This window comes from Flavobacterium pectinovorum, assembly GCF_006438875.1.
GTDB lineage: Bacteria > Bacteroidota > Bacteroidia > Flavobacteriales > Flavobacteriaceae > Flavobacterium > Flavobacterium pectinovorum_A.
In genome coordinates, this window is record NZ_RCZH01000029.1 from 11974 (window position 1) to 37922 (window position 25949).

A 25949-nucleotide genomic window follows, 5' to 3' on the forward strand; every position below is an offset into this window, starting at 1 on the left:
AGTAAATTATGAAAATCAAATATATAATAGCCATACTTGCAGTATTTACGGTAGTTGGCTGTACAGAGAATTTTGACGAACTGGAGAAAGATCCTGTGGCATTATCTGCAAATCCTGCCGGTCAGCTTACATTTACCCAATTATGTATGTCCGGAGACGGATACTATCAACATAGAACTAATTTAATTTATGCCGGAGGTTTTGTACAGCATTATGCGGGTTCATGGGCAGTAACGCAATATGGTAATAAATTTATTAATTCAGACGAATACGCAGTGGCTTTATGGAGAAACGTATATGCCCATGAAATGAAAAGCATTGTAGATATACTTGCTGTAACCGGCAAAGATCCTTCGGCTGTAAACATGAATGCTGTAGCTAAAATTATGAGAGTAATGATCGCACAGCGTTTGACAGATATTTATGGAGATGTGCCTTATTCAGAAGCTGGTTTGGCCTTTTCTAAAGGAATTGTAACTCCTAAATATGATAAACAAGAAGATATCTATGCTTCTTTTTTCGTAGAATTAGACGAAGCTTTCCATCAATTAAATTCAGGAAGTGATCTTATTAAAGGAGATTTATTTTATAAAGGAGATGTTTCAAAATGGAAAAAATTAGCTAACACGATGCGTTTGCGTTTGGCGATGAGAATCTCTGAAGTAAAACCTGCAGAAGCAGAAAAACAAGCAAAGGCAGCCTTACAAAATGGAGTTTTTACAAGTAATGATGATAACTGTATTATGCATCATTTAGATTTTCCTTTTAGTGATGATCCTGCCAGACTGGATTATAGAGGAAATGGATTGTCTTATGGTTTTATAGGAAATGACCAGGGAGATCATTTTAGTTCATTATTAATAGACTATCTGAGAAATAATGGAGATCCAAGATTAACGATGATAGCTACTCCTAAAACAAGTAGTAGTGTAGTGCCTTGGTCACCAATACAGCCGGGCGAAACATTATATGAAGGTGTTAAACCGGGAGTATTTAGATGGGAGCTTCCCGGAGGATCAAATTCAGCTTCAGGTATACAGCCTTATTTAAAATTAAGAACGACTCCGTTTTTGCATGTAAGTTATTCAGAAACAGAATTATTATTAGCCGAAGCTGCTTTTAGAGGATGGGTTTCCGGTTCTGCTGCAGACTATTATAAAAAAGGTGTTGAGGCAGGTATTAAGCAATTAGAGATTTATGGTGCAACTCCTGCAAGTCAGGCAAGTATCGATGCTTATGTAAATGCTAAACCCTTATTGGCGGGGACAGAAAAAGAACAAATTGGTACACAAATTTGGATTACCTATTTATTTAATAGTATTGAAGGATACTCCAACTGGAGAAGAACAGGATATCCTCATTTAGTGCCAATAACAAATCCGGATTCAGGAACTGGTGGTGTGGTGCCAACACGTTTGTACTATCCAAATGATGAATTACAGAAAAATGAAAAAAACTATTTAGAAGCTGTAGCCAGAATGGGAGGGAAAAATGACTGGTTAGGTAAAGTTTGGTGGGATGTAAACTAAAAAAATCTCAAACATAAAATCTATGCCTAATAAGGTGTTATTTTCTTTCTAATTAAAATTAAAAACAACAAGTTTAAATTAAAAATTATGATAAAAAATAAAGCCTTATTAGGCATACTTTTTTTTATAAGTTCGCTTATATCTGCTTACAGTTGTTCCGGTGAAAAGGAAACTGATCCCGTAAATGTAAAAACTAAAACAGCCAGAGTTGTTGGGTATTTATCAACGGATAATATTGATAAAATGAATTCGATTCAGTTTTGCAAATTAACACATCTTAATATAGCATTTGCAAATCCGGATAAAAATGGGAATTTAATTTTTTCGGGAGAAATTGATGCACTTATTAAATATGCCAAATCGGTTAATCCCAATATTATAATAAGTATTTCTCTTGCCGGCGGAGTAATATCTCCGGAGCAAGCGGCAAATTGGTCGTATTTAATTGATAAACCGGAAAACAGACCCGTTTTAATTCAAAACATAATAACTTTTGTCGAATTGCATCATTTAGATGGAGTAGATGTAGATCTCGAATGGGATGCCGTAACTACCGGATATAGCGGTTTTGTTATTGAATTAAAAAAGACTCTTGCCGAACATAAAAAAATCCTGACAGCTGCATTACCTAATAATACCAGATTTGAGAATATAAATTCAGAAGCTTTGAATGCTTTCGATTTTCTAAATATAATGGCTTATGATAGTACCGGACCGTGGACTCCTAATAATCCCGGTCAACACAGTTCTATGGGTTTTGCAAAAGATGGAATTGATTTTTGGCATAAGCTGCAAAATGTTCCGAGTGATAAGTTGACTCTCGGTGTACCTTTTTATGGTTATAATTTTACTTATCCGGAAACAACCAGTTCAACATTTGGCCAAATTGTAGCGGCAGGAATTCAATTTGCTGATCAGGATGAAATAGGGAAAATTTATTATAACGGAAGACCAACGATTTCTCAAAAAGTTGAATTTGCTTCTCAAAATACTGGAGGTATTATGATTTGGGAATTAGCACAAGATTCTTTTGGTGAATATTCTTTGTTGGATGTTATTCATAAAAAATATACTTCTTTGAAAACCAAAACGACTGGGTTATGTGGGAATTAGAAATTTTAGAATCTAAAGTTTTTGTCCTTCATATCTCAAGAGCTGTAATTTGCAATATTTTGTTAAAATTAAATATTTATTATTAAAAATATTGATTTTAAATCTAAATATCAGAGAATTACCTCTTTATTGGCGATTAAACATTTGTTAACTAAATTCCTTATTTTTTTAATTAATAAACACATATAAGTAAAAAACGTTCGAATATATCAACATGAAAACGTTTTCGGAAAACGGATTATTGATTGTTTTATGTCGTTTGTTTAAAATTTATTGCTGTTTGTATAATTTATTTTTTTTAACAATACCTTAAGAATAATTTTACCTCATAACTAACAAAATAAATAAACATGAAAAAAATTTTCTTAATCTTTATGATTGTTTTTACGGCGCAAGTTTCGCTTGCACAAGTAAAAAATGTCAAGGGTGTGATTACGGATGCTGAGGGGATGCCATTGCCAGGGGCGTCTGTTGCTGTACAAGGAGGTCAAAAAGGTTCTTCTACCGATTTTGACGGTTTGTACACAATTGAAGTACAAAAAGGACAAACTTTAGTTTTTAGCTATGTTGGTCTTGAAACACAAAGCATAGTTGTAGGTGATGTTGCTACAATTAATGTAAAAATGAAACAAGCATCTTCAAATGCACTTAATGAAGTTGTTGTAACTTCATTAGGTATTAAGAGATCAAAAAAGACTCTTACTTATGCTGCACAAGAAGTAAAAGGTGAAGAGGTTACGAGAGTTAAAGATGCCAACTTAATGAACAGTTTATCTGGTAAAGTTGCAGGTTTGATTGTTGGTAAAAGTTCTGCCGGAGCCGGTGGTGCTGTAAAAGTAACTATTCGTGGTAACTCATCTGCTACAAACAATCAACCATTATATGTTGTTGACGGAATTCCATTATTGAACTCTACTTCTGCTATGTCAAACCAGGTTTTTGGTGATACAGCCGGTGGTAACAGAGATGGTGGAGATGCAATCTCAATGATGAACCCTGATGACATTGAAACTATGACCGTTCTTAAAGGAGCATCTGCTTCTGCATTGTATGGTTCTCAAGGTGCAAATGGTGTTATCTTAATAACAACTAAAAAAGGTAAAGAAGGAAAAGTAACAGCAAATTATAATTCAAGTGTATTTGTAGATAATGTAGTTTCTTTACCTGATTTTCAAACTAATTATGGAGCAGATCCATCATCTGATAAATCTTGGGGTGCTGCAAAAAAATCTCCTGATCATGTTAAAGGTTTTTATAATACTGGTGTAACTATGATCAACTCTATCTCTATAAACGGAGGTACTGACAAAGCAACAACTAGTCTTACTTATGCTAATACTAACGTTGATGGTGTAATACCAACAAACGAGTTTAAGAAAAATAACATTGCGCTACGTCAAAGTATTAAATTATTTGATGATAAAGTAACTGTTGATGCATCATTATCTTATGCTGAACAAAAAATCGACAATAAGCCAACAAATGGATTATATTTCAATCCATTAACAGGAGTTTATTTGTTTCCAAGAGGTAATGATTTTGCTGATTACTATAAGAATTATGAAGTATTTGATCCTTCTAGAAACTTAATGACTCAAAGATGGCCATCACAAACATCTGATATCATTCAAAACCCAGGATGGATTTTAAACAGAAATGCCTCTATCGATAAAAATCAATCATTAATTAGTTCTGCTGCAGTTACATATAAAGCAAATAACTGGTTAAGTGTTAAAGCCAGAGGAGGTTATAATAGATTGTACAATACTTTCGATAAAAGAATGTATGCTGGTACAAACGAAACATTGGCTCCGGCTACAGGTAGATATATCTACTCAGATAGTGAAAGTTATCAATTGTATGGTGATTTAATCGCTACTATCAATACAAAATTCAACGATGATTTTTCTTTTAGTGCTAATCTTGGTACGAGTTTAACAAAGTCTACAATTAATGATGCATATGTAAGCGATTCAGGTCAAAAAAATGGATTAATTAATGCAAACTGGTTTAACACAGGTAACTTTGTATCTGCAGAAAGAAATGCACACACTATTGGTGGTAAAAAAGAAGTTCAGTCAGTTTTTGCAAGTGCTACATTTGGTTACAAAGACATGCTTTATCTTGATGTAACAGGAAGAAATGACTGGTCATCTACTTTAGTACATACAGATAACTTAAGCTTCTTTTATCCTTCTGTAGGTTTATCAGCTGTTTTAAGTCAAATGGTAACATTACCGGAAGCAATTAGTTATGCAAAAGTAAGAGCTTCTTATGCTGAGGTAGGTAATGATGTTGCTGCTTTTTTAACTACTCCGGTAAATACTATAGTTGGAGGTGTTGTTACAGCCCCAAATGTTGGACCAAAACCAGGAACTTCTTTGAAACCGGAAATGCAAAATTCTTATGAGTTTGGTACTGAATGGAGATTCTTGAATAATAGAATTGGATTTGATTTTACTTATTACAGAAACGAAACTAAAAATCAATTAATTACATCTCCGGCTCCAATTCCAAATACTACAGGATATGCTAACTACGCATTTAATGCAGGAAGTATCGAGAATAAAGGTTTTGAGATTACTTTAACAGGTAAAGCAATTGCTACTGATAATTTTTCTTGGGATCTGGGATTGAACTATGCTTCAAATAAAAACACAGTCCTTGATTTAGGTACAGGTGCAAATGGTGATGTTAATACAGTTATTTTAACTAATGGAGATCCAAATAGCTACAGATATGTATTACAAGTAGGAAAACCATTTGGTGAAATTCAAGGGAAGAATATTTTGAGAAATGCACAAGGTCAAATGCTGCTTGCTGGTGTTGGAGATCAGGCTCTAGTTCAAAAAACGGACTGGGTAAACATGGGAAGTTCAAACCCTGATTTTATGTTAGGTTTTTCAAACGCATTCAAATACAAAAAAATAACTTTAAATGTACTTATTGATGGTAGATTTGGAGGTCATGTAATGAGTTTGACTGAAGCGATGTTAGATTCTTATGGAGTATCTAAAGCAACTGGTGACGCAAGAGATGCAGGTGGAGTTAAAATAAACGGAGTAGATAGCAACGGAGATCCAGTAACTACAATGTCTGCAAAAAATTATTATAGTTCAGTTGGAGATAGAGCTGGTGCTACCGGAGAGTATATGTACAAAGCAACAAATGTTAAATTAGGCGAGCTTTCTCTAGGATATACTTTTGATTTCAGTAAGCAAACAATTTTCAAAACGGTGAATCTTGCACTTGTTGGTAAAAACTTATTTTTCTTCTACAAAGATGCTCCGTTTGATCCAAACGTAACATTAAGTTCAGGAGAAGGATTGCAAGGTGTTGATATTTTTGGTGCTCCATCAACAAGAAGTATTGGTGTTAATTTAAATTTAACTTTCTAAATAATATAATAAAAGGACAAAACCTTTTGGTTGTTGTAAGAGATCTTGTTTGTTGATTGAATGTAGAATAGTGTAGAAATAACAAACAATTGCACCCTAAACGGGTTAGCCTTATAAATCAATAAAAATGATTTTAATTAACGATAAAAATTCACAGATGAAAAATAAATTATTAATATTTGGTTCAGTTTTAGCTCTTTCATTAGGCAGCTGTACAAGTAATTTTGAGGATATAAATACTAATGAAACCGGTTTTAGTAACGGTCAATTAGAACAAGACTTTAATCAGGTAAAGGCACCTCTTAAGACAATGCAAAGAGGGATGTATATTCTGGTTGCAGACGATTGGCAAGGAGATATTCAATTTAACTTAAGTGCGGATATTTTCTCAGGATATATGGGAACACCTCATGATTTTGAAGGTAATGCAAATAATTCAACTTATGCTCTTTTAGATGGTTGGAATGGTGCTGAATGGGTTCAGAAATACCAAAGAGAGATGGTTAATGCTTATAACCTTGAGAAATTAACAAAAGAGAAATACCCTCAGTTTTATGCCTGGTCTTTGATCTTAAAAGTGTATGCAATGCACAAAACAACTGATTATTACGGACCAATCGTATATTCAGGTTTTGGAAATGCTGACGGAACAACTCCTTACGATTCTCAAAAAGCAGTTTATGATCAATTTTTTGCAGAGTTAAAAACTGCTATTGATATCTTAACTCCAAAAGCAGCAGACGCTACTGCTTCATTTTTCCCTTCAGGAGATGCTACAGATGGAACTACAGCTGGTGGAAATATCCAAAAATGGGTAAAATTTGCTAACTCATTAAGATTACGTTTAGCGATTCGTATTTCTAATATTGATCCTGTAAAAGCAAAAGCAGAAGGTGAAGCAGCATTAGCTGGTTTAGGTGTAATCTCTTCTAATGCTGATAATATGGCTTATATAGCTGAACACCCTGTTAAAACTTATACAGGTCCTTGGGCAGATATCAATGCTGGTGGAGCAATTACTTCTATCATGAATGGTTATAATGATCCAAGAAGAGATGTTTTCTTCCATAAAGCTACCGGAGGTGTTTACCAAGGTATTAGAATGGGAACTATAGTTGATGCTAATTATAGAACAGCAAAAGCAGATTTATTCTCTAAAGTTGGACCAATTGTAGAAAACAACCTTATTCCTTGGTTTAATGCATCTGAATCTTATTTCTTAAAAGCTGAGGCAGCATTAAAAGGATGGAATGTTGGTGGATCTGCTCAATCATTATATGAGGCAGGAATTGCAACTTCATTTGCACAATTAAGTGCAGGTAGTGCTTCTGCTTATATTAGCGATGATACTGCAATGCCTGCAAATTTTACTGACCCATTAAATGCTGCAAATAATATTGCTGCACAAAACTTAGTAACAGTAAAATGGTCTGATGCTGCATCTAACGAAGTTAAATTGCAAAAAATTATTACTCAAAAATGGATTGCTGGTTTCCCTGACGGACAAGAAGCTTGGGCTGAATCAAGAAGAACCGGGTATCCAAAATTATTTTTACCTGCAAACAACCTTTCAGGAGGAAAAATTCCAAATGGTACATTCGTAAGAAGATTGAATTTCTATGTAAATGAGAAAACTTCTAATCCAACTGGATATGCACAAGGAGTTAGCCTTTTAGGAGGTGTTGATACTGGAGCAACAAGACTTTGGTGGGATACTGGAGTGAACAAATTCTAAGAAACATAAAGAATTAAAAGAATTTAAGTTTGGTTAGTAAATGGTATAAGCAATGCAAATTGCTTATACCATTTCAAAAACCAAAATTGTAAATAGCAAAAAAAGAAAAAGAAATGAAAAGTGCTTTAGAAATAAAACCTGATATCAGCTATAAAAGCGCGGGGAAATTTGAAGAAACTCGATTTGAGAAAATTCACAACGAAATCTTCAAAAGTTCTGTAGAAGCTTCAGTAATTGTAGCGCAGGAAATCGCGCAATTAATTAGATCTAAACAAGAAAAAGGTAAATCTTGCGTATTAGGTTTAGCAACAGGTTCTTCTCCTATAAAAGTATATGAAGAGTTAGTGAGAATGCACAGAGAAGAAGGACTAAGTTTTAGCAATGTAGTCACTTTCAATTTGGATGAGTATTATCCAATGACCAAAGAGAACAATCAGAGCTATCATTATTTCATGCATCAGCATCTTTTTAATCACATTGATATCGACCCTGAAAATATTAATATTCCGGACGGAACTGTCCATATTGATGAATTAAATCAATATTGCATTGACTACGAAATGAATATTAAAAATGCCGGAGGACTTGATTTTCAATTATTAGGTATTGGTCGTACTGGTCACGTAGGTTTCAATGAACCGGGATCACACATCAATTCAGGAACCAGAATTATTACACTGGATCACATTACAAGAGTAGATGCTTCATCAGATTTTAATGGTATAGATAACGTTCCTAAAAGAGCGATTACCATGGGAGTTTCTACGATTATGAGATCTAAAAGAATCGTTTTAATGGCTTGGGGACAAAACAAAGCCGATATCATCAAGAGAACTATTCAGGGAGATATCAGTTCAGAAGTTCCTGCGACATTTTTACAAAATCATCCTAATGCGACTTTCGTATTAGACCAATCTGCAGCTGTAGAATTAACGCGTTTCAAAACGCCTTGGTTAGTTGGAGAATGCATTTGGAATCAGGAATTAAAAAGCAAAGCGATTGTTTGGTTGTGCCAAAAAACAAAACAATCTATTTTAAAATTAACAGACCGTGATTACAACAATAACGGAATGTCTGATCTTTTGGCACAAGAAGGTTCTGCTTATGATTTGAACATTAATATGTTCAACGTATTGCAGCATACCATCACAGGATGGCCGGGTGGAAAACCAAATACAGACGATTCACACCGTCCGGAAAGAGCCGAACCTGCAAAAAAACGAGTGATTCTTTTTAGTCCACATCCGGATGACGATGTGATTTCTATGGGAGGAACTTTTTCAAAATTGATAAAACAAGGCCACGATGTACATGTTGTATATCAAACCTCCGGAAATATTGCTGTTACAGACGACGAAGCATTGAAATTTGCTGAGGTTGCCAAAGATTTTATTGGTGAAGCTGGAAGCGGAATCAACTTTAAATCTGTAATTGAGTTTTTGAATAATAAATCAGAAAATCAAATAGATTCACTGGAAGTTCGAAAATTAAAAGGACTTATCCGCCGACGAGAATCTTATGCAGCCACAAGATACATTGGTTTAAAAGATGAGAATACACACTTTTTGGATCTTCCGTTTTATGAAACAGGACAAGTGAAGAAAAACCCGTTAGGTGCTGAAGACATTGCCATTGTAAAAGATATTATTGCACAAATAAAACCACATCAGGTATTTGCTGCGGGAGATCTTGCAGATCCACATGGAACACATGAAGTTTGTCTAAACGCGATCTTTGCTGCCTTAAAGGAATTAAAACCAGAGAAATACATGGACGACTGCTGGTTATGGTTGTACAGAGGCGCTTGGCACGAATGGGATATTCACGAAATTGATATGGCAGTTCCGCTTTCTCCATCAGAAGTATTGTTGAAACGTCATGCGATTTTATACCACCAATCTCAAAAGGATAGAGTAATGTTCCAGGGAAATGACTCAAGAGAATTCTGGGTGAGAGCCGAAGACCGTAATAAAAATACAGCCGTTCTATACGATGAATTAGGATTGGCAGAATACGAAGCAATCGAAGCTTTTAAACGTTTTGATTACTAGAGTTGTTTTATAAGATTCGGTTTGGAGCGAATCAAATTCAAAATTCAGATTGATTTCATAGCGATTTGTGAGGTTCAATAGAGAGATCATTCTGAGTTTTGTTTCTCTTATATATTATTAATGTTGTCTCAGGATAACATCTTTTCAAAAAAAATAAAAATGAAATATTTATTAGTCCTACTACTAGCAGGTATAACTTCTAGTGCTCAAATTCAAAAAGAGCAGCTAAATCTTATGCCTTGGCCTCAAAGTGTTGTTGTAAACGATGGGAATTTTGCTTTAAATAAAAACTTTAAAGTAAACATTACCGGAAACCCTAATTCCCGAATTTTTGGTGGAGTAACTCGTTTTTTACGTCGCTTGGATGGTAGAACTGGTATTTTTTTCGAACAAGGTTTTATTACAAAGTTAAATGAAGTTCCAACAGCTGAGCTTCAGATTAATTGTACTAAAAGTGGAAAAATTGGTTTGTATGAAGATGAAAGTTATCATTTAGACATCAAACAAAATCAAATTACAATAAATGCAACAAGTGATTTAGGCGCACTTCATGGTCTGGAAACGTTATTGCAAATGTTGCAGAATAATAGTAACTCATTTTATTTTCCGATTTCGCAAATATCTGATTTTCCAAGATTTACATGGAGAGGTTTGATGATTGATGTTGCAAGACATTTTCAGCCAATTGATGTTATCAAAAGAAACATTGACGGACTTGCCGCTATGAAAATGAACGTTTTTCACTGGCATTTAGTAGATGATCAAGGTTGGAGAATTGAAATGAAAAAACATGCAAAGCTTATAGAAGTAGCTTCGGATGGAATGTATTACACACAAGAGGAAATTAAAAATATCGTAAAATATGCTGATGAGCGCGGTATTTTAGTAGTTCCTGAAATAGATGTTCCTGGTCATGGATCTGCAATTTTAACGGCTTACCCGGAAATTGGAAGTAAAGTGATTACATTGACAGGAGGAACTTCTGAAAAAAATATTCAGGGAACAGCAATTGCTACCTATGGAATTGAAAGAAATGCAGGTATTTTTTCGCCAACATTAGATCCTTCAAATCCTAAAACATATCAATTATTAAGTGAAATTTTTGATGAGGTTTGTCCCTTATTTCCCGGAGCTTATTTTCATATCGGGGGAGACGAAAATGAAGGGAAAGACTGGGACGCAAACCCAAAAATTCAAGAATTTATGAAGAAAAATAAGTTAGCTAACAATCATGAACTGCAAACTTATTTTACCATGCAATTAGTTCCAATGCTTAAAAAACACGGAAAGCAATTAATGGGATGGGAAGAAATTTTGACAAAAAATATGTCAAAAGATGCTATTATTCATTCGTGGAGAGGTCCAAATGAAGGAATGGCTGCCGGACAATCTTTAGTAGATGCAGTAAAAAAAGGATATAAAACAGTTTTATCAAATGGATATTATATCGATTTAATGTATCCGGTTGCAAGTCATTATTTAAATGATCCAATGCCAAAAGGAGTTGATTTAACTGCCGAAGAAAAAGCAAGAATTTTAGGTGGAGAAGCAACAATGTGGACAGAACTTGCAACGCCAACAACAATAGATTCAAGACTTTGGCCCAGAACAGCAGCAATTGCAGAGCGACTTTGGTCAGCACAAGATATTACAGATGTAGCAAGCATGCGCAAACGTCTGGATGTAGTATCCTATAGATTAGAAGAACTAGGATTAACACACATTCGCAACAAAGCGGTTATTTTGAGAAACATCTCAAACAATCAAAATATAAAATCGCTTAATGAATTTGCCAATGTTTGTGAGCCATTAAAAGGATATACACGTAATAAAGGCGGAACAGAATATCAAATGTATTCACCGTTTACACTTTTTGCAGATGCTTGCGGGCCGGACGCTAAAGAATCTTTAGCATTTGATGATGCTGTAAGTCAGTATTTAGCGAGTAAAACACCTGAGAATAAAGAAAAAGTTACAGCATTTTTTAACAAATGGATTGCAGTAAATAAGGGACTAATTGAGTTAAGTGCAAATGCACCATTAGTACAGCCAATATTGCCTTTGTCTAAGAAATTAAATGATGCATCACAAGAATTATTACTCGTTTTAGATAATAAATCAACTTTAAAAGCAGATGATTTAAAAAATTTAATCGAGCAATGTAATACAAAAGATCACGCAGATGTTGAGTTATCAGTATATGCGAGTCTTAAAAAATTGATATAAAGAGAAAGTTTGGTTTGAATTAGTGTTTAGTAAGTTTAAGTTACCATGATTATTTAGTAATTTTTTTATCTCTACTAGAATTTTCTAGTAGAGATAATTATGGTAAAACTGAAAAAAATCGCTTTAAAAACCTGTTAAAATGAATATAAACATAAGAATTATAGAAACCAAATAATAACACTTAAAACCAAATAAAGAAGAATAGAATAAAAACATGACAAACCAAGTAAAGGATTAAAATTGATGAACCCCAAATTTATCATTTGTATTTAAAGTAATTTTTAAAAAATTAAATAAATATCAATCACTACTATTCAACAATGATTATGGATAAATCAGTAATAGTAATATTTATTTTTAGAAGTAATATGAATTAAGTTCCAATTGGTTGCAATCTTTTATTTGCAATTGGTTGAATCCCAGTTATTAGATTTTATATACAGAGTTGCGGTATGTAATTTATGGTGATTGGAATATTTCTTTTTATTAACCAATATTAATTTAATTATGAAACATTATTACAGATTGCTTTTTTTGTTACTGTTTCCCTTACTTGCGTTAGCCCAACCAGCTCACGGTAAAAAAGTAGTAGGGTATTATGCGCAATGGGCCATTTATGCCCGGGATTTCAATATTCCGAAAATAGATGGAAGTAAATTGACGCATTTGAATTATTCTTTTTATGGAACAACTTTTGATCCTGCACATCCGGAGAATACAAAGTTGTTATGTTTGGATTCCTATGCGGATTTTGAGCATACAGAAGGCGGAATTCCTTGGGATGCTCCTGTAAAAGGGAACTTTTATGACTTAATGAAACTTAAGGAAAAGTATCCGCACTTAAAAATCTTAATTTCTGTTGGAGGATGGACAAAAGGTCAGGATCTATCTCCAATTGCTGCAAGTCCTGTAGCAAGAGCTGCTTTAGCTGCAGATATGGCAAACTTTATTACCAAATATCCATTTATTGATGGATTTGACATTGACTGGGAATATCCTCTTTCTGGAGGAACAGACGGTACAGAAGTGATTAATGGAGCACCAATTCCTCCACAAAAGTACAGCCCGGACGACAACAAAAATCTAGTGTATTTATTGAAAGCAATGCGTCAGGCAATGCCAAATAAATTGATCTCTATTGCTGCCGGAAACAATGTTCGTAAAGTTGCATCGCAATATTTAGGACCATCAAACAGAGCACAATACGGAATGACAGAAGACATTTCGACTTATTGTGATTATATCACGTATTTTGGATATGATTTTGGTGGAAACTGGTATGATAAAACATGCTATAATGCACCTTTATATGCAAGCGGAAACACAAGTGATCCACTTTATGGCGCAACGCAATCAGAATCATTGGATGAATTGACCAATCAATATTTGAACGTTGTTGGTTTTCCTGCGAATAAATTAATCATGGGATTACCTTTCTACGGAAAGAAATTTGATCATGTAGCGACAAATTCAACAAATGGATTATTCGTTTCAGCACCAAGAGATCTTGTTTCAGGATGTACAAATCCGCAAAATCCAACAGGAACCTGGGATGGTGCTGCAGCATGTGAAAAATCAGGAAGTATCGAAATTTGCGATTTAGTCGGAAATCCGGTTACCAATTCACACGCTTATTTAGATCCAACTACCATGCTGGTTACACCAACTGCAGCAGCTGCAGGATGGGTAAGGTATTTTGACAATACGACAAAAGTTCCTTATTTGTACAATGCTACTTTAAAACAGTTTATCTCTTATGAAGATAAACAATCAATGGATTTAAAAGTACAATATATTAAATCGAAAAATCTTGCCGGAGGTATGGTTTGGGAATTATCTCAGGACACAAGAGGTTCAATCCCGAATTCATTATTAACTCAGGTTGACACTTCATTTGGAAGCGTACTTCCGGGAACAGTAAGTATTGCGGGTTCTGTAAAAAACGGAACTGCTTTAGTTCCTAACGTAACTGTTGAATTGCGTAATGCAAGTAATGTAGTATTGCAAACTGTAGTTTCTACGGCAGGTAATTTTACATTCAGCAACCTGACTTCGGGACAAAATTATATACTTACCGCTGCAAAAGCGTCTTATACTTTTACGCCGGTAACTTTGACAAACGTTACAACAAATCAAACAGCTGTCGTTATTAATGGAACTCAGCCTTTGTACACAGTAAGCGGAACAGTTCTTAACGGAACAACTGGAGTTTCTGGTGTAACAGTTACAGCAACTTCAGGAGCAACAGTTTTAACTGCGACTTCAAATGCAAGCGGAGTTTATAGCGTTGCAGGTTTAACAGCCGGACTTAACTTTACAGTTACAGCTGCAAAAACAGGATTCTCTTATACGCCAACTTCAACAGTTTATAACGCAATAAGTGCGAACCAAACGTTGAATTTTGCACAAGGAGCGCCAATTGTATATTATACAGTAAGCGGAACAGTTCTTAACGGAACAACTCCGGTTTCAGGAGTAACAGTTACAGCAACTTCAACAGGAGGAACTTTTACTGCAACTTCAAACGCAAGTGGGGTTTATTCAATTGCTAACTTACCGTCAGGCGGAACTTATACCGTAACGGCAGCTTTAGCAGGACAAACATATACTCCGGCTTCAACAGTTTATACCAATTTAATAGCCAACAAAACATTAAACTTAACACAAGATGTTATTGTAGTTCCTACAAACAAAATTAGCGGAACTGTTAAAAATGGTACTGTTGTAGTAGCGGGTGCAAAAGTAGAAATCGTTTTACCTTGGACAGATAGTACACACAACTGGAAAAGCGTAATTGCGACAACAGATGCACAAGGAAAATACAGTTTTGACAATTCAGTTGTAGCAGGATATACAACAGTTACAAGTTTAAAATTAAATTCTTGGGAAAATGGAGAAGTAGTTTATTTACCATCAAATCTGGCAAATTTCCCAGTTCCGGCAACTGCAACAATTTATAATTTTAATACAAGCTCTACAGCAAAAGCAGCAGCGGTTCAGGCAAACTTAATTAGCGGAACAGTTAAAAACGGAACAGTTGCAGTAGCTGGCGCAAAAGTAGAATTAGTTGTGCCTTGGACAGATAATACTCATAACTGGAAAAGTGTTATTGCAACAACAGATGCATCAGGAAATTATACTTTCGATAATGCAGTTGTAGCAGGTTATACACAAATTTTAAGTTTGAAATTAAATGCATGGGAAAATGGTGACGTTACTTATTATCCAAATAACTTAGCCAACTTTGCAGTTCCAACAACTTCAACGACTTATAATTTTAATAGACAAGCGGTGGTTGCGACTAAACCAGTGGTTACGATTACAGCACCAACAGCTTCGGCGATTGCTATAAATTTAGGATCATCAATTAATTTTGTTGCAAGTGTTGGATTAAGTGCTGCTGATGCTACTACAATTTCATCTGTTGTATTTACTTTAGATGGACAAAGCCTGAGTGCTACCAATTCTTCGGGAAATTATACATCAGTTTGGACACCAGCAGCAAATCAGTTTTCGCTTAGTCATACGCTAACCGTTACGGCTACAGCATCAAACGGAACAACAGATGCAAAAACATATAGTTTTACATTAAGTTGTTCAGGAGCAAACTGCCCAAATTCATTACCTGTGATTACTTGGAATTCACCTTCGAATACCACTGTAAATCAAAGTTCTTTCCAAGTTGTGCCAATTTCGGTTACAGCTGTTGATAGTAACGGATCAGTTTCAGGTGTTACTATTACAATAAATGGAGGTACGTTTAACATGACAGCAGGTACAAATAATACTTATACCTATAATTTTACACCATCTGCATACCAGGATTATCCAGTTGTAATCAAAGCAACCGATAATCAATCTGGTGTAACTACTTTAAACAATACCATTAAAATTGCTCCGGTAAGTACTAATAGATTCATTGCGCTTCCATCTAAAATTATTTTAGGATACGCACATTCTTGGGAAAATACTGGTGCTCCATTTTTATATTTTTCTCAAATGGTGGGAAGTAAATTTAACGTAGTTGATTATTCTTTCGTAGAAACCGTTAATCGTGATGGTTACACACCAATTTTAACTACAAATGACAATAGATATTTGACCAATGGTGTTTTCAATAAGCAATTGTTGAAAAATGATATAAAATCCTTAAGAGATAGCGGCGTTCCTGTTATTATCTCTATTGGAGGTCAAAACGGTCATGTTGTTTTAGACAATGTAACTCAAAAAAATATTTTTGTTAATGGTCTAAAAGCCATTATTGACGAGTATCAATTTGATGGAGTTGATTTGGATTTTGAAGGCGGATCAATGAATTTTAATGCAGGAGGTTTAAGAGATATTTCTTATGCTGGTATTTCTGCTTATCCAAGATTAAAAAACATAGTAGATGCCTGCAAAGAATTAAAAGCTTACTATGGTCCTGGATTTTTATTAACAGCAGCTCCGGAAACACAATACGTACAAGGAGGATATTCTACCTATACAGATACTTTTGGTTCTTTCCTTCCAATCATTCAAAACTTACGTAATGAATTGGATTTGTTAGCCGTACAATTGTATAATACAGGAGGAGAAAACGGATTAGACGGTCAATATTATGGTTCAGCCAAGAAAGCAAACATGGTAACAGCCCTAACTGATATGGTAATAAAAGGGTATAACATTGCTACAACAGGAATGCATTTTGATGGTTTACCAGCCTCAAAAGTTCTTATTGCATTACCGGCTTGTCCAAGTGCAGCAGGTAGCGGTTATTTAACGCCAACAGAAGGAATTAGTGCTATGAATTACTTAAGAACCGGAACCACTTTTACGGGAAGAACATACACTATGCAGCCAGGCGGACCATATCCTTCTTTAAGAGGTTTAATGACTTGGTCTGTAAACTGGGATGCATCTTCTTGCGGTAATTCATCTGAATTATCTAAAGCGTATGCCGCTTATTTTGCTTCGTCATCAGCAAAAACATTAGCGCTTGGTGATATTTCTTCAAAAAGCAGTGCAACGATAGTATATTTTAAAAACAATGCATTATCGGTTGCAAATGACACCGAAGAAATTGCTCAGGTTGATGTATTCAACATCCTTGGACAAACTTTAATAAGTCATAAAAACGTTCAAAATACAAAAGAAATTCTGCTTCAGGATCAAAGTTTCACAACGAAACAATTGTTCTTAGTTGTTGTAACAGACAAAGCAGGAAAAACAAAATCATTCAAAGTATTGAACTTCTTAAACTAAAGTTCATTGCAATGAATAAAAAAAACTGAAATAAAACATTGGAACGGTTAAAATTGAGTTTGGTTATTTATTTTTTAATCTGATTTTTATTTCGAATAAATGCATCAAATTCAGGTGATTTGTTATTTGGTTTTCACCTGAAGGAGAGCATTCTAAGCCTGGCAATTTTATTGCCAGGTTTTTTTTGTTTTAAATCTTAGTTAATGTAATTAAAATGTTTAGGAGCTATTTCCTGCTATCCGCTTGTATCTTTTCCTGTTAAAGGAACCAGAAAAAGGATACCGCTTCTATCAGGGCTAGGGCTTTCTGTTTCATCAGAAACTATGGTTATTTAATCAAATTTTTTAAATATACTAATTCCAATCTTGTCATCCCGAGGAACGAGGGATCTCCACAAGAAACTAACACAACGAATTTCACTTTGTCAAGCTACTCGTGGAGATCCCTCGTTCCTCGGGATGACAAAAAAAAGAAAATCCGCATAAATCTGCGTACAATTTCTCGCAAAGCATTTCAAAAATTGTAACGATCGAAACGACTCTTCAACAAATGGGTTAACTCTAAAGTATCAGAATCTAAAATTTGCGATTCACTATATTCTAAATCATAATTAATTTCCAGAATATCAAATTCAATACCTTGATCATTTGTTTGTCTGCTATATTTATAAAAGCACAATCGATCGTCGTCGAGAGGAGGATTCGTCTGATTGTTCTTTTCTATTTCCGTTAATATAATCTCCGATTTAAACTTTGGAAATTGTAAAATCTTTTTCAAACTTCCGTCTAAATTAAAAATTATAGCATTATTTGGATGTGGATATAAATTGCTATTTCGAAATATTGCCACAATATATTGCAAATTAGCCGTAGGAAATCCCTCGACGCTGCCTTCATTATCAAAAACAGATACTTCAGTTCCATTGTATTCCCAAGCAATTCCAAATCTTTTTCCTTCTAAAAATTCAGTCTTTAAATTTTTATCAATTTTGTCAAAATAAAATAAGTGAGGAGCAAATATATCAATTGGAATTTGAATACCGTTTTCATTCGTTTTTATCCAGTTTTTAATCATAGTTTAAACAATATCAGTATAAATCAGTTACAATTTGCATCATCAGTGTGCCATCAAAACAAAGCAATCACATTTACTGTGTTATCTTTGTCAAAGTTTCAAACTTTGACAAAGATTCAGAACCCGAAAGAAACAAAAGCAAGAATAAAAAAATCCGAATAAATCCGCACTTTCGCGATAGCGAATCCATCAAATCCGCGTACCATCTCGCCACAAAGCAATTCAATTTTTCTTAATCCATTCATCAACAGGAATTTTCTTTTGGACATTTTCAGAATAATTTTTATAATCCACCATAACATTATAAGTCACGTAGAATTCTTTCCCATTTGCAGAAACACTAAAAAATCTAAAATCATCAAAAGTCTCATTTGCATTGCTAAGATATTGAACACATGATTGATATGTTTTGATTTTGTAGAAAGGTACTGAAGATGATGGCTTTTCAATAATTTCAAAATACACATTTCCTCGTGGACAGTCTAAACTATTGATTTCAATAATTTTATCTTTCCTCTTTTCAAAAAAATCCAGAATCTGTTTTTCCTTCTCATTATATACAAATTGATACGGAATAAATTGATGTTTTTCGGTTTCAATATCTTTAGGATGATTTCGTTTTTCGGTTGGTTTTATTTCGATACCATTTTTGTCAATATAACCCCAAATTCCACCAACTAAAGGCGGATGTTCAGGATCTTTAGAACGATCGAAATAACAGCCATTACAATATTCGGCAAAGCCAAAATTCATGGTAGAAACCCAATCGTATTGTGCGGGAACAATTTTCACTCCGTTTCGATTCGCAAAACCAACTTTTTTGTTTTCAACAAATCTCATATAACCTTCGTTAAAATCATCAAAACCGGCATCGAACATATAAGGTTCAAAAAGGAAATTACCATTTCTGTCGTAAACTTTTGGACCATCTTTAAGAGGATAAAAGAATAGTAACTGATCTTTAATTTCTTGTTTTTGAATGCCATTATAAACAGACGGAATTAAAGTATAAGCAGCAGGAATAATAATTTTTCCGTTTTGATTTTTCACCCCCAAAAGACTATCTTTTTCAATAAAATAATACAACTTATCAGTTTGGGAAAAACCGGAGAATTGATTTAAAATTAAAAGAAGCAGAAATATTTTTTTCATTAAAAAGCCTTTAGTTATTGACAGTATTCAAATGTAGTAATTAAAGTCTTTAAAATTTTAACTACTTTTGATATCCAATTAGTGCATAATAAATTCATGAAGAAATCAATCGTTTTTCTACTCCTATTTCTAGTTTCCGCTACAATTTTCGGTCAAGCCAAATTCGGAAATCCGGAAGTTGATCCAATCCAAATCCAAAATAAATTCAGCGATTGGTGGACTTATCAAAGTAAGAATATCATGCTTTCCAGAGATTATGTTGCACTTGATACAGATTCAAAAGAAATTTCCAAAGAAATCTTCTTAAATGAATTAACAAACGGGAATTATATTCCAATCAGACTAAAATCAGAGGATTCAATTTACTATTATAAACTGTTTAAAATTCAGCCAAATTCAGATACAAGTATAAAAGCCACCATCAATCAGGAAGCTTTTGATGCAGTAAAGAATTTCGAAATGGAAGGAAAGCCTTTTCCTAAATTCTCCTTTAAAGATTTAAATGGAAATGAGGTTTCAAACGAATCCATGAAAGGAAAAATCATAGTAATAAAATGCTGGTATATTCATTGTGCCGCCTGTATCAAAGAATTCCCCGAAGTAAATCAATTAACAGAAAAATATAAAGACCGAAATAACATACTTTTCATAAGCCTTGCCGAAGATACACCGGAACAATTAAAAGTATTTCTAGCAAGAAAACCATTGTCATATTCCGTTATTCCAAACATGAAAACGTATATGAATGAAACTTTAGATTTAAATGCCTTTCCAACGCATTTTATCCTTAACAAAGAAGGTCTGATTGCCAAAGTTTTAAATAATTATAAAAGTCTGGAAGTGGCTTTGGAAAAGGAAAGTAAGTTGTAGTTCTTTTTAACCATATAAGTTATATAAGTGATTATAAGTTTAGTTTAATATTTATAAAACTTATAATTTTTTAGCCATATAAGTCATTAAGTTTGGCTTAAATGAGCTTATATGACTTATATGGTGAAGTTTAGTTACTGCATTTTAAAAGGAATTATTTTTTGTTAAATTTCATTACCTCTTTGTCAAAATCAGACAAATATTCTCTGTCTTGAATAATTCGGAATTTTTCAAACTCCATCTCAGCTTTAATTTTTGCTTCTAAATGAGAAATTTTTCCTTTATCATTTAAAATCGGATAATTTGAAAGTTGTAGAAAATTATTTAGAAAAACACTCCAATCTTCCATTTGCATAATAATTTGTCTTTTGGCGTAATTTTCAGCCAAATCTAAATAAGCAGAAACAATTCTGTTAAGTTCTTGTAAGTGTGCGTCGTTCAAATAATTTTTAGCAACGCTTACATCACTTTTCTGAATTTTTCCGTCGGGAGCATCTTCCCATTTCGAAAGTCCCATATAAATTTTAGTGGCATCAGCTTCCGTATAAATGATTTCAGCAGCAGTTTTTCCGGTTATTGCCCAATGTAATTTATTTTGTACTGTAGCAAAAAAAGCTTTTGTTTCAGTACTATCTTTTTCATAATTGGCTGACAGCGCATAGATGTCAGTTATTTTTTGATAAAAACGTCTTTCAGAAGAACGAATTTCTCTAATGCGTTCCAGTAATTCTTCGAAATAATCTTTTCCAAAAGCTTTTCCGTTTTTTAGCATTTCATCATTCAAAACAAATCCTTTGATGATAAATTCTTTAAGCGTTTTGGTTGCCCAAATTCTAAATTGAGTAGCTTGTTTAGAATTAACTCTATATCCAATCGCAATAATAGCATCAAGATTATAGAAGTCAATTTCTCTGCTCACTTCTCTTTTTCCTTCAGTTTGAACTGTCCGGATTTTCCGGTTAGTTGAATTCTTTTCTAATTCAAGTGAATTAAAAATATTTTGAAGATGCTCGTTTACTGTTCTTATATCAACATTAAATAACTGAGCCATTGCTTTTTGCGAAAGCCAAAAACTTTCATCAAGATAAGTTACTTCGACTTCTACGTTAGATTGAGAAGTTTGATATAATAAAATGGGAGCCTGCATAATTTTGAATAAAATAAAAGTGAAGGTAAGCAAATTGCAATTTTAAACCATATAAGTTATATAAGATATTATAAGTTTAATTTAAAAGTCAAGCTGTGACTATTTAATCTCGCAAAGACGCGATCCCGAAGCTTCGGGAGCAAAGTTTTTTTGTTGGTATTTGTACGTTAATCAGCATTAGCTTAAATGCACTTATATAACTTATATGGTAGAAAATTTTCACACAAAGTTACTTTTCTTTGCGCCTTTGCGTCTTTGCGAGAAAAAACTCTTTCGGACAAAAAACTTTGCTCCTTTGCACCTTTGCAACTCTGAACCTTTTTCATTACTTTTGCACCAAATTAATTAAAAAGACATTCATGTTAACAGTCAATAATTTATCAGTTCAATTTGGCAAACGTATTTTGTTTGACGAAGTAAATACCACATTCACACACGGAAATATTTATGGAGTTATTGGAGCCAATGGTGCTGGAAAATCTACTTTTCTAAAAATCATTTCGGGCGACATCGACCCAACTTCTGGACACATTCATTTAGAGCCGGGAAAACGTATGTCGGTTTTGACCCAAAATCACAATTTGTTCGATGAACATACTGTTTTGGAAACCGTTTTGATGGGAAATAAAGTGCTGTACGCTGTTAAAAAAGAAATGGATGAACTTTATTTAGACTACAACGATAAAAACGCAGACAGAATTGGAGAACTTCAGGTTCAGTTTGAGGAAATGAACGGTTGGAATGCAGATTCTGATGCCGCATCGATGTTGTCTAACTTAGGAATCAACGAAGAGCACCACTATACTTTAATGGGAGATCTAGAGGGAAAAATCAAAGTTCGTGTGCTTTTGGCGCAGGCACTTTTTGGAAACCCGGATTTGCTTATTATGGATGAGCCGACCAACGATTTGGATTTCGAAACAATCGCCTGGTTAGAAAACTTCTTAGCAAATTATGAAAATACGGTAATTGTAGTATCTCACGACCGTCACTTTTTAGATTCGGTTTGTACACATATTTCTGATATTGATTTTGGAAAAATAAATCACTACTCAGGAAACTATACTTTCTGGTACGAGTCTAGCCAATTGGCAGCAAAACAACGTGCGCAGCAAAACAAAAAAGCAGAAGAAAAGAAACAGGAATTAGAAGAATTTATTCGTCGTTTTAGTGCGAACGTTGCAAAATCGAAACAAGCAACTTCTCGTAAAAAAATGATTTCTAAATTGAATATTTCAGATATCAAACCTTCAAGCCGTCGTTATCCAGCGATCATTTTTGATCAGGATCGTGAAGCCGGGGATCAGATTTTGAATATTGAAAATTTAGAAGCTTCTGTAGAAGGAGATCTTTTGTTTAAAGGTGTTCATTTGAATATGGCAAAAGGCGATAAAATCGTTCTTTTCTCTAAAGATTCACGTGCAACAACAGCTTTTTATGAAATCTTAAACAACCAACAAAAAGCAGATGCAGGAACTTTTGATTGGGGAATTACAACCAATCAAGCATATTTACCGGCAGAAAATCATTCGTTCTTTGAAAACGATTTGACATTGGTAGATTGGTTACGTCAATATGCAAAAACAGAAGAAGAGCGTGATGAGGTATTTATTAGAGGATTCTTAGGGAAAATGATTTTCTCTGGAGAAGAAGCACTAAAAACAAGCCGTGTATTATCAGGAGGAGAAAAAGTACGTTGTATGTTATCCAGAATGATGATGGAGCGTGCAAATATCTTAATGCTTGACGAACCAACGAATCACTTGGATTTGGAGTCTATTACAGCTTTCAATAACTCATTGAAAAACTTCAAAGGGTCAGTAATTTTTACAACACATGACCACGAGTTTGCACAAACTGTTGGTAATAGAGTAGTGGAGTTAACGCCAAACGGAGCAATCGACCGTTATATGACATTTGATGAATATCTTGATGATGAAAAAGTTCAGGAATTAAGAACAAAAATGTACGCTAAATAAAATATAGTTTAGATAAAAAAAGAAATCCCGATCGCCTTGGCAATCGGGATTTTTTTATGTTTACTTATTGCCGCCGAATATTTTAGCGAAAATGAAAATAACAATCGCAACGATAAAGATCACGATAAAGATTCCGAATCCCATTCCGGCTTTAAAAATATCTCCTATAACTTCGCAACTTGTAAATGAAAATAGTATAACGAATACCATTAACAAACGTGTAATTATTTTTTGCATGATTTTGCTGTTTTAAGTTTTGTAATAAGAATCTAGTATTCTAATTATTGTAGATTAAAATTACTTCAAACACCAAAAAAATGTGTTATACAATTTTATGGGAAAGTTCTATGATTTTGAGATTTATTATTTTAAATCAGAAGTTAAGTTTTGTTTGTATTAAGTTTTAAATTTTTACTTTGACTTATCCATTGATCGAAACTTTTTGTTCTAATCCAATGTCCATTCTTTTTCTCATATAAATCTTTCCCTCCTTGCCCGCCTAGTAAGCAATTACAATCTTCTTGAAATTCAATAAGTACTTTTTTTCTATCGGCTGAAATAATAGGAAACGAAATGTGATATAAAATTCCTTGATCGCAAATTGTATCAACTGTGGTAAATTCAAATTCTTTCTGTCTTCTTTTATACCACTTTAATTGATTTGGTTTTATTTTTAGATTCTTGAAAATTTCATTTTGATCCTCAATAAAATTCAGATCCTCTTCCGTAAATTCTTTTTTATATTTCTCTGTTAACTGAATATTTTTGAACTTCCAGCAAGCCTGATAGATTGGTAAACTATCATCTACTATAATTTCATTTATGATCGTGTAAACTTCATTTTCTGTCAAATCAGGTGTTGATTTGCAAGAACTAAGAAAGATGATAGTTAGCATCGAAAAAAATAAAAATGGTTTCTTCTTCATAATACTGGTTAGTGTGAAATTATTAGGGTTATTGATTTAAATTACAATGAATTTATAAATTTTATTGGCATTGTCTATTCAAACATCTCTATTTTTTCGGTTAGGATTTTAGTAGTATCATTTTTTGATTCTTTAAATAAGCTGTAGATTTCCATTTCTTTACAATATCTCAATTAACTGAATCTTATTCCCACAAGTATCATCCAAAATTGCAACTTTTACATTCCCCATTTCAGTTGGTTGCATGGTAAATTCTACACCAAGATTAATCAATCGATTATATTCTTCCTGAAGATTATCCACATTAAATTGCGTGTACGGAATTCCGGCATCAAATAACGCTTTTTGATACGTTTTTGAAGGTTCAAAATGATTTGGTGATGGTTCTAGTAAAATTTCAACGCCGTCTGGTTCATCTTTAGAAACTACAGTTAACCATCTGTTACCTTCGCCCAAAGGAACATCGTGTTTTTTTATGAAACCTAATTTTGTAGTATAAAATTGTAATGCTTTTTCTTGATCTTGGACTGGAATTCCTATGACTTTTGCTTTCATTTTTTTTGACTCTTTTTAAAATTATTCTGTATTTCTGTAAAAATATCAGCGTTTTTTCCATGTGGAAAGCGTATGTTCGTTTGGATAGAATTCATATCATTTCTTTCAAATTTATAAAATAGTTTTTTAAATAAATTAATATCATTGTAAAACCTCTTACTATCTTTTAGATCAAAAACTACAAAAGGTGCTTTGCCATCTTGTAAAGAGATTCTATTTATATCAGTCCAATAAATAGAAAATCCATTTAGGTTATCGATATATTTTTCATTGGTTAATTCAATCATTGGTTTACTAATTAAAACATGGATAAATGCTTTACAAATTCGAAAATAGAAGTAACCGCCAATTATTAATAGAATTAGTGGAAATAATAATTGCGTAAGGACTGATAATTTTAAAAACATTAAAATCATTGGTGATAAGAAGAAAAAGATTCCTAACATAAAATGTAGAAAAACGTTGAGCTTATGGTAGAATATTTTATTCATTTGAAATTAAATTGTAAACTAAAATTTGTCACCATGTATGAACATTTTCTCATCTTGAAAAGATCTAATAAGTCTTAAAAAATCCACTTCTACTAATCTATTAAAAATGCTGTCTGTAATATTTGCGTCATAATTGCCAGAAGGAAATTTTACGTTTAATTTATATTTGTTATTAAAATTATCTCTTATCTCTAAAATTTTTTTCTTATCGGTATATCTTACTTTATCAAATGATTTTTCTAAATCAAGCTTAATTTTATTCAAGCTGTCATATCTTTGATTAAAGAATTTGTTATCCTCCAATGTTGTCAAAATATAAAAGTCTTTACTTTTTACATCCATCTTTAAATCGTTACGGTAATTTAGTAATTGTTTATAAAGAATGGTTTTCTCTTCATTATTTTCACAAGCAGAGAAGATAATACATAATAGAAATAGAATTATTTGTTTCATTAATAA

At 33.4% G+C, this 25949-nt stretch carries 17 protein-coding genes; 9 read left to right on the plus strand and 8 right to left on the minus strand.

Annotated elements, in window-relative coordinates; translation table 11 throughout:
* Positions 1 to 8: 8 nt before the first annotated feature.
* The 7 genes from EAH81_RS26350 to chiA all read left to right on the plus strand — a co-directional run bounded on the left by EAH81_RS26350 (position 9) and on the right by chiA (position 17296).
* Positions 9 to 1529 (plus strand): SusD/RagB family nutrient-binding outer membrane lipoprotein, encoded by a 1521-nt coding sequence (locus EAH81_RS26350; protein WP_140511967.1) that lies wholly within the window; start codon positions 9 to 11, stop codon positions 1527 to 1529.
* 87 nt (positions 1530 to 1616) lie between these two features.
* A complete protein-coding gene (locus EAH81_RS26355) occupies positions 1617 to 2642 on the plus strand; it encodes a glycosyl hydrolase family 18 protein (protein WP_140511968.1) in 1026 nt (341 codons plus the stop codon).
* 350 nt (positions 2643 to 2992) lie between these two features.
* Positions 2993 to 6040: a SusC/RagA family TonB-linked outer membrane protein gene (locus EAH81_RS26360; protein WP_140511969.1), complete on the plus strand. Its 3048-nt coding sequence runs from the start codon at positions 2993 to 2995 to the stop codon at positions 6038 to 6040.
* A gap of 157 nt (positions 6041 to 6197) precedes the next feature.
* The gene (locus EAH81_RS26365; protein ID WP_140511970.1) at positions 6198 to 7775 is read left to right on the plus strand and encodes a RagB/SusD family nutrient uptake outer membrane protein; all 1578 of its coding nucleotides are present in this window, start codon (positions 6198 to 6200) and stop codon (positions 7773 to 7775) included.
* A 113-nt stretch (positions 7776 to 7888) separates the two neighbouring features.
* A complete protein-coding gene (gene nagB / locus EAH81_RS26370) occupies positions 7889 to 9826 on the plus strand; it encodes a glucosamine-6-phosphate deaminase (RefSeq protein WP_140511971.1) in 1938 nt (645 codons plus the stop codon).
* A 159-nt stretch (positions 9827 to 9985) separates the two neighbouring features.
* Complete coding sequence (locus EAH81_RS26375) at positions 9986 to 12052, plus strand: beta-N-acetylhexosaminidase (RefSeq protein ID WP_140511972.1); 2067 nt, start codon at positions 9986 to 9988, stop codon at positions 12050 to 12052.
* A 507-nt stretch (positions 12053 to 12559) separates the two neighbouring features.
* Entirely contained in the window at positions 12560 to 17296 is a 4737-nt protein-coding gene (chiA, locus tag EAH81_RS26380; protein WP_140511973.1) for a T9SS-translocated chitinase ChiA, read from the plus strand.
* Between the two features lie 513 nt (positions 17297 to 17809).
* Here the strand turns inward: chiA and EAH81_RS26385 are convergent.
* A complete protein-coding gene (locus EAH81_RS26385; protein ID WP_140511974.1) occupies positions 17810 to 18370 on the minus strand; it encodes a hypothetical protein in 561 nt (186 codons plus the stop codon).
* A gap of 222 nt (positions 18371 to 18592) precedes the next feature.
* A complete protein-coding gene (locus EAH81_RS26390) occupies positions 18593 to 19522 on the minus strand; it encodes a WG repeat-containing protein (protein WP_140511975.1) in 930 nt (309 codons plus the stop codon).
* Between the two features lie 96 nt (positions 19523 to 19618).
* Between EAH81_RS26390 and EAH81_RS26395 the strand changes: the two genes are divergently transcribed.
* Positions 19619 to 20392 carry a TlpA family protein disulfide reductase gene (locus tag EAH81_RS26395; protein ID WP_140511976.1) on the plus strand — a complete coding sequence of 258 codons (774 nt, stop codon included), beginning with the start codon at positions 19619 to 19621 and terminating at the stop codon, positions 20390 to 20392.
* 154 nt (positions 20393 to 20546) lie between these two features.
* On the opposite strand, the gene EAH81_RS26400 is transcribed toward EAH81_RS26395, so the two are convergent.
* The gene (locus tag EAH81_RS26400; protein WP_140511977.1) at positions 20547 to 21539 is read right to left on the minus strand and encodes a virulence RhuM family protein; all 993 of its coding nucleotides are present in this window, start codon (positions 21537 to 21539) and stop codon (positions 20547 to 20549) included.
* A 359-nt stretch (positions 21540 to 21898) separates the two neighbouring features.
* On the opposite strand from EAH81_RS26400, the gene EAH81_RS26405 reads away from it, so the two are divergent.
* Positions 21899 to 23518 carry an ABC-F family ATP-binding cassette domain-containing protein gene (locus EAH81_RS26405; protein ID WP_140511978.1) on the plus strand — a complete coding sequence of 540 codons (1620 nt, stop codon included), beginning with the start codon at positions 21899 to 21901 and terminating at the stop codon, positions 23516 to 23518.
* Positions 23519 to 23578: 60 nt separating this feature from the next.
* On the opposite strand, the gene EAH81_RS27675 is transcribed toward EAH81_RS26405, so the two are convergent.
* The 5 genes from EAH81_RS27675 to EAH81_RS26425 all read right to left on the minus strand — a co-directional run bounded on the left by EAH81_RS27675 (position 23579) and on the right by EAH81_RS26425 (position 25943).
* Positions 23579 to 23755: a hypothetical protein gene (locus EAH81_RS27675; protein WP_170214162.1), complete on the minus strand. Its 177-nt coding sequence runs from the start codon at positions 23753 to 23755 to the stop codon at positions 23579 to 23581.
* 143 nt (positions 23756 to 23898) lie between these two features.
* Complete coding sequence (locus tag EAH81_RS26410) at positions 23899 to 24444, minus strand: hypothetical protein (protein WP_140511979.1); 546 nt, start codon at positions 24442 to 24444, stop codon at positions 23899 to 23901.
* A 159-nt stretch (positions 24445 to 24603) separates the two neighbouring features.
* Complete coding sequence (locus EAH81_RS26415; RefSeq protein ID WP_140511980.1) at positions 24604 to 24999, minus strand: VOC family protein; 396 nt, start codon at positions 24997 to 24999, stop codon at positions 24604 to 24606.
* Positions 24996 to 25286 carry a hypothetical protein gene (locus tag EAH81_RS26420; protein ID WP_140511981.1) on the minus strand — a complete coding sequence of 97 codons (291 nt, stop codon included), beginning with the start codon at positions 25284 to 25286 and terminating at the stop codon, positions 24996 to 24998. Before EAH81_RS26420 ends, EAH81_RS26415 begins: the two co-directional genes overlap by 4 nt.
* A gap of 222 nt (positions 25287 to 25508) precedes the next feature.
* Complete coding sequence (locus EAH81_RS26425) at positions 25509 to 25943, minus strand: hypothetical protein (protein WP_140511982.1); 435 nt, start codon at positions 25941 to 25943, stop codon at positions 25509 to 25511.
* Between the last annotated feature and the right edge of the window lie 6 nt (positions 25944 to 25949).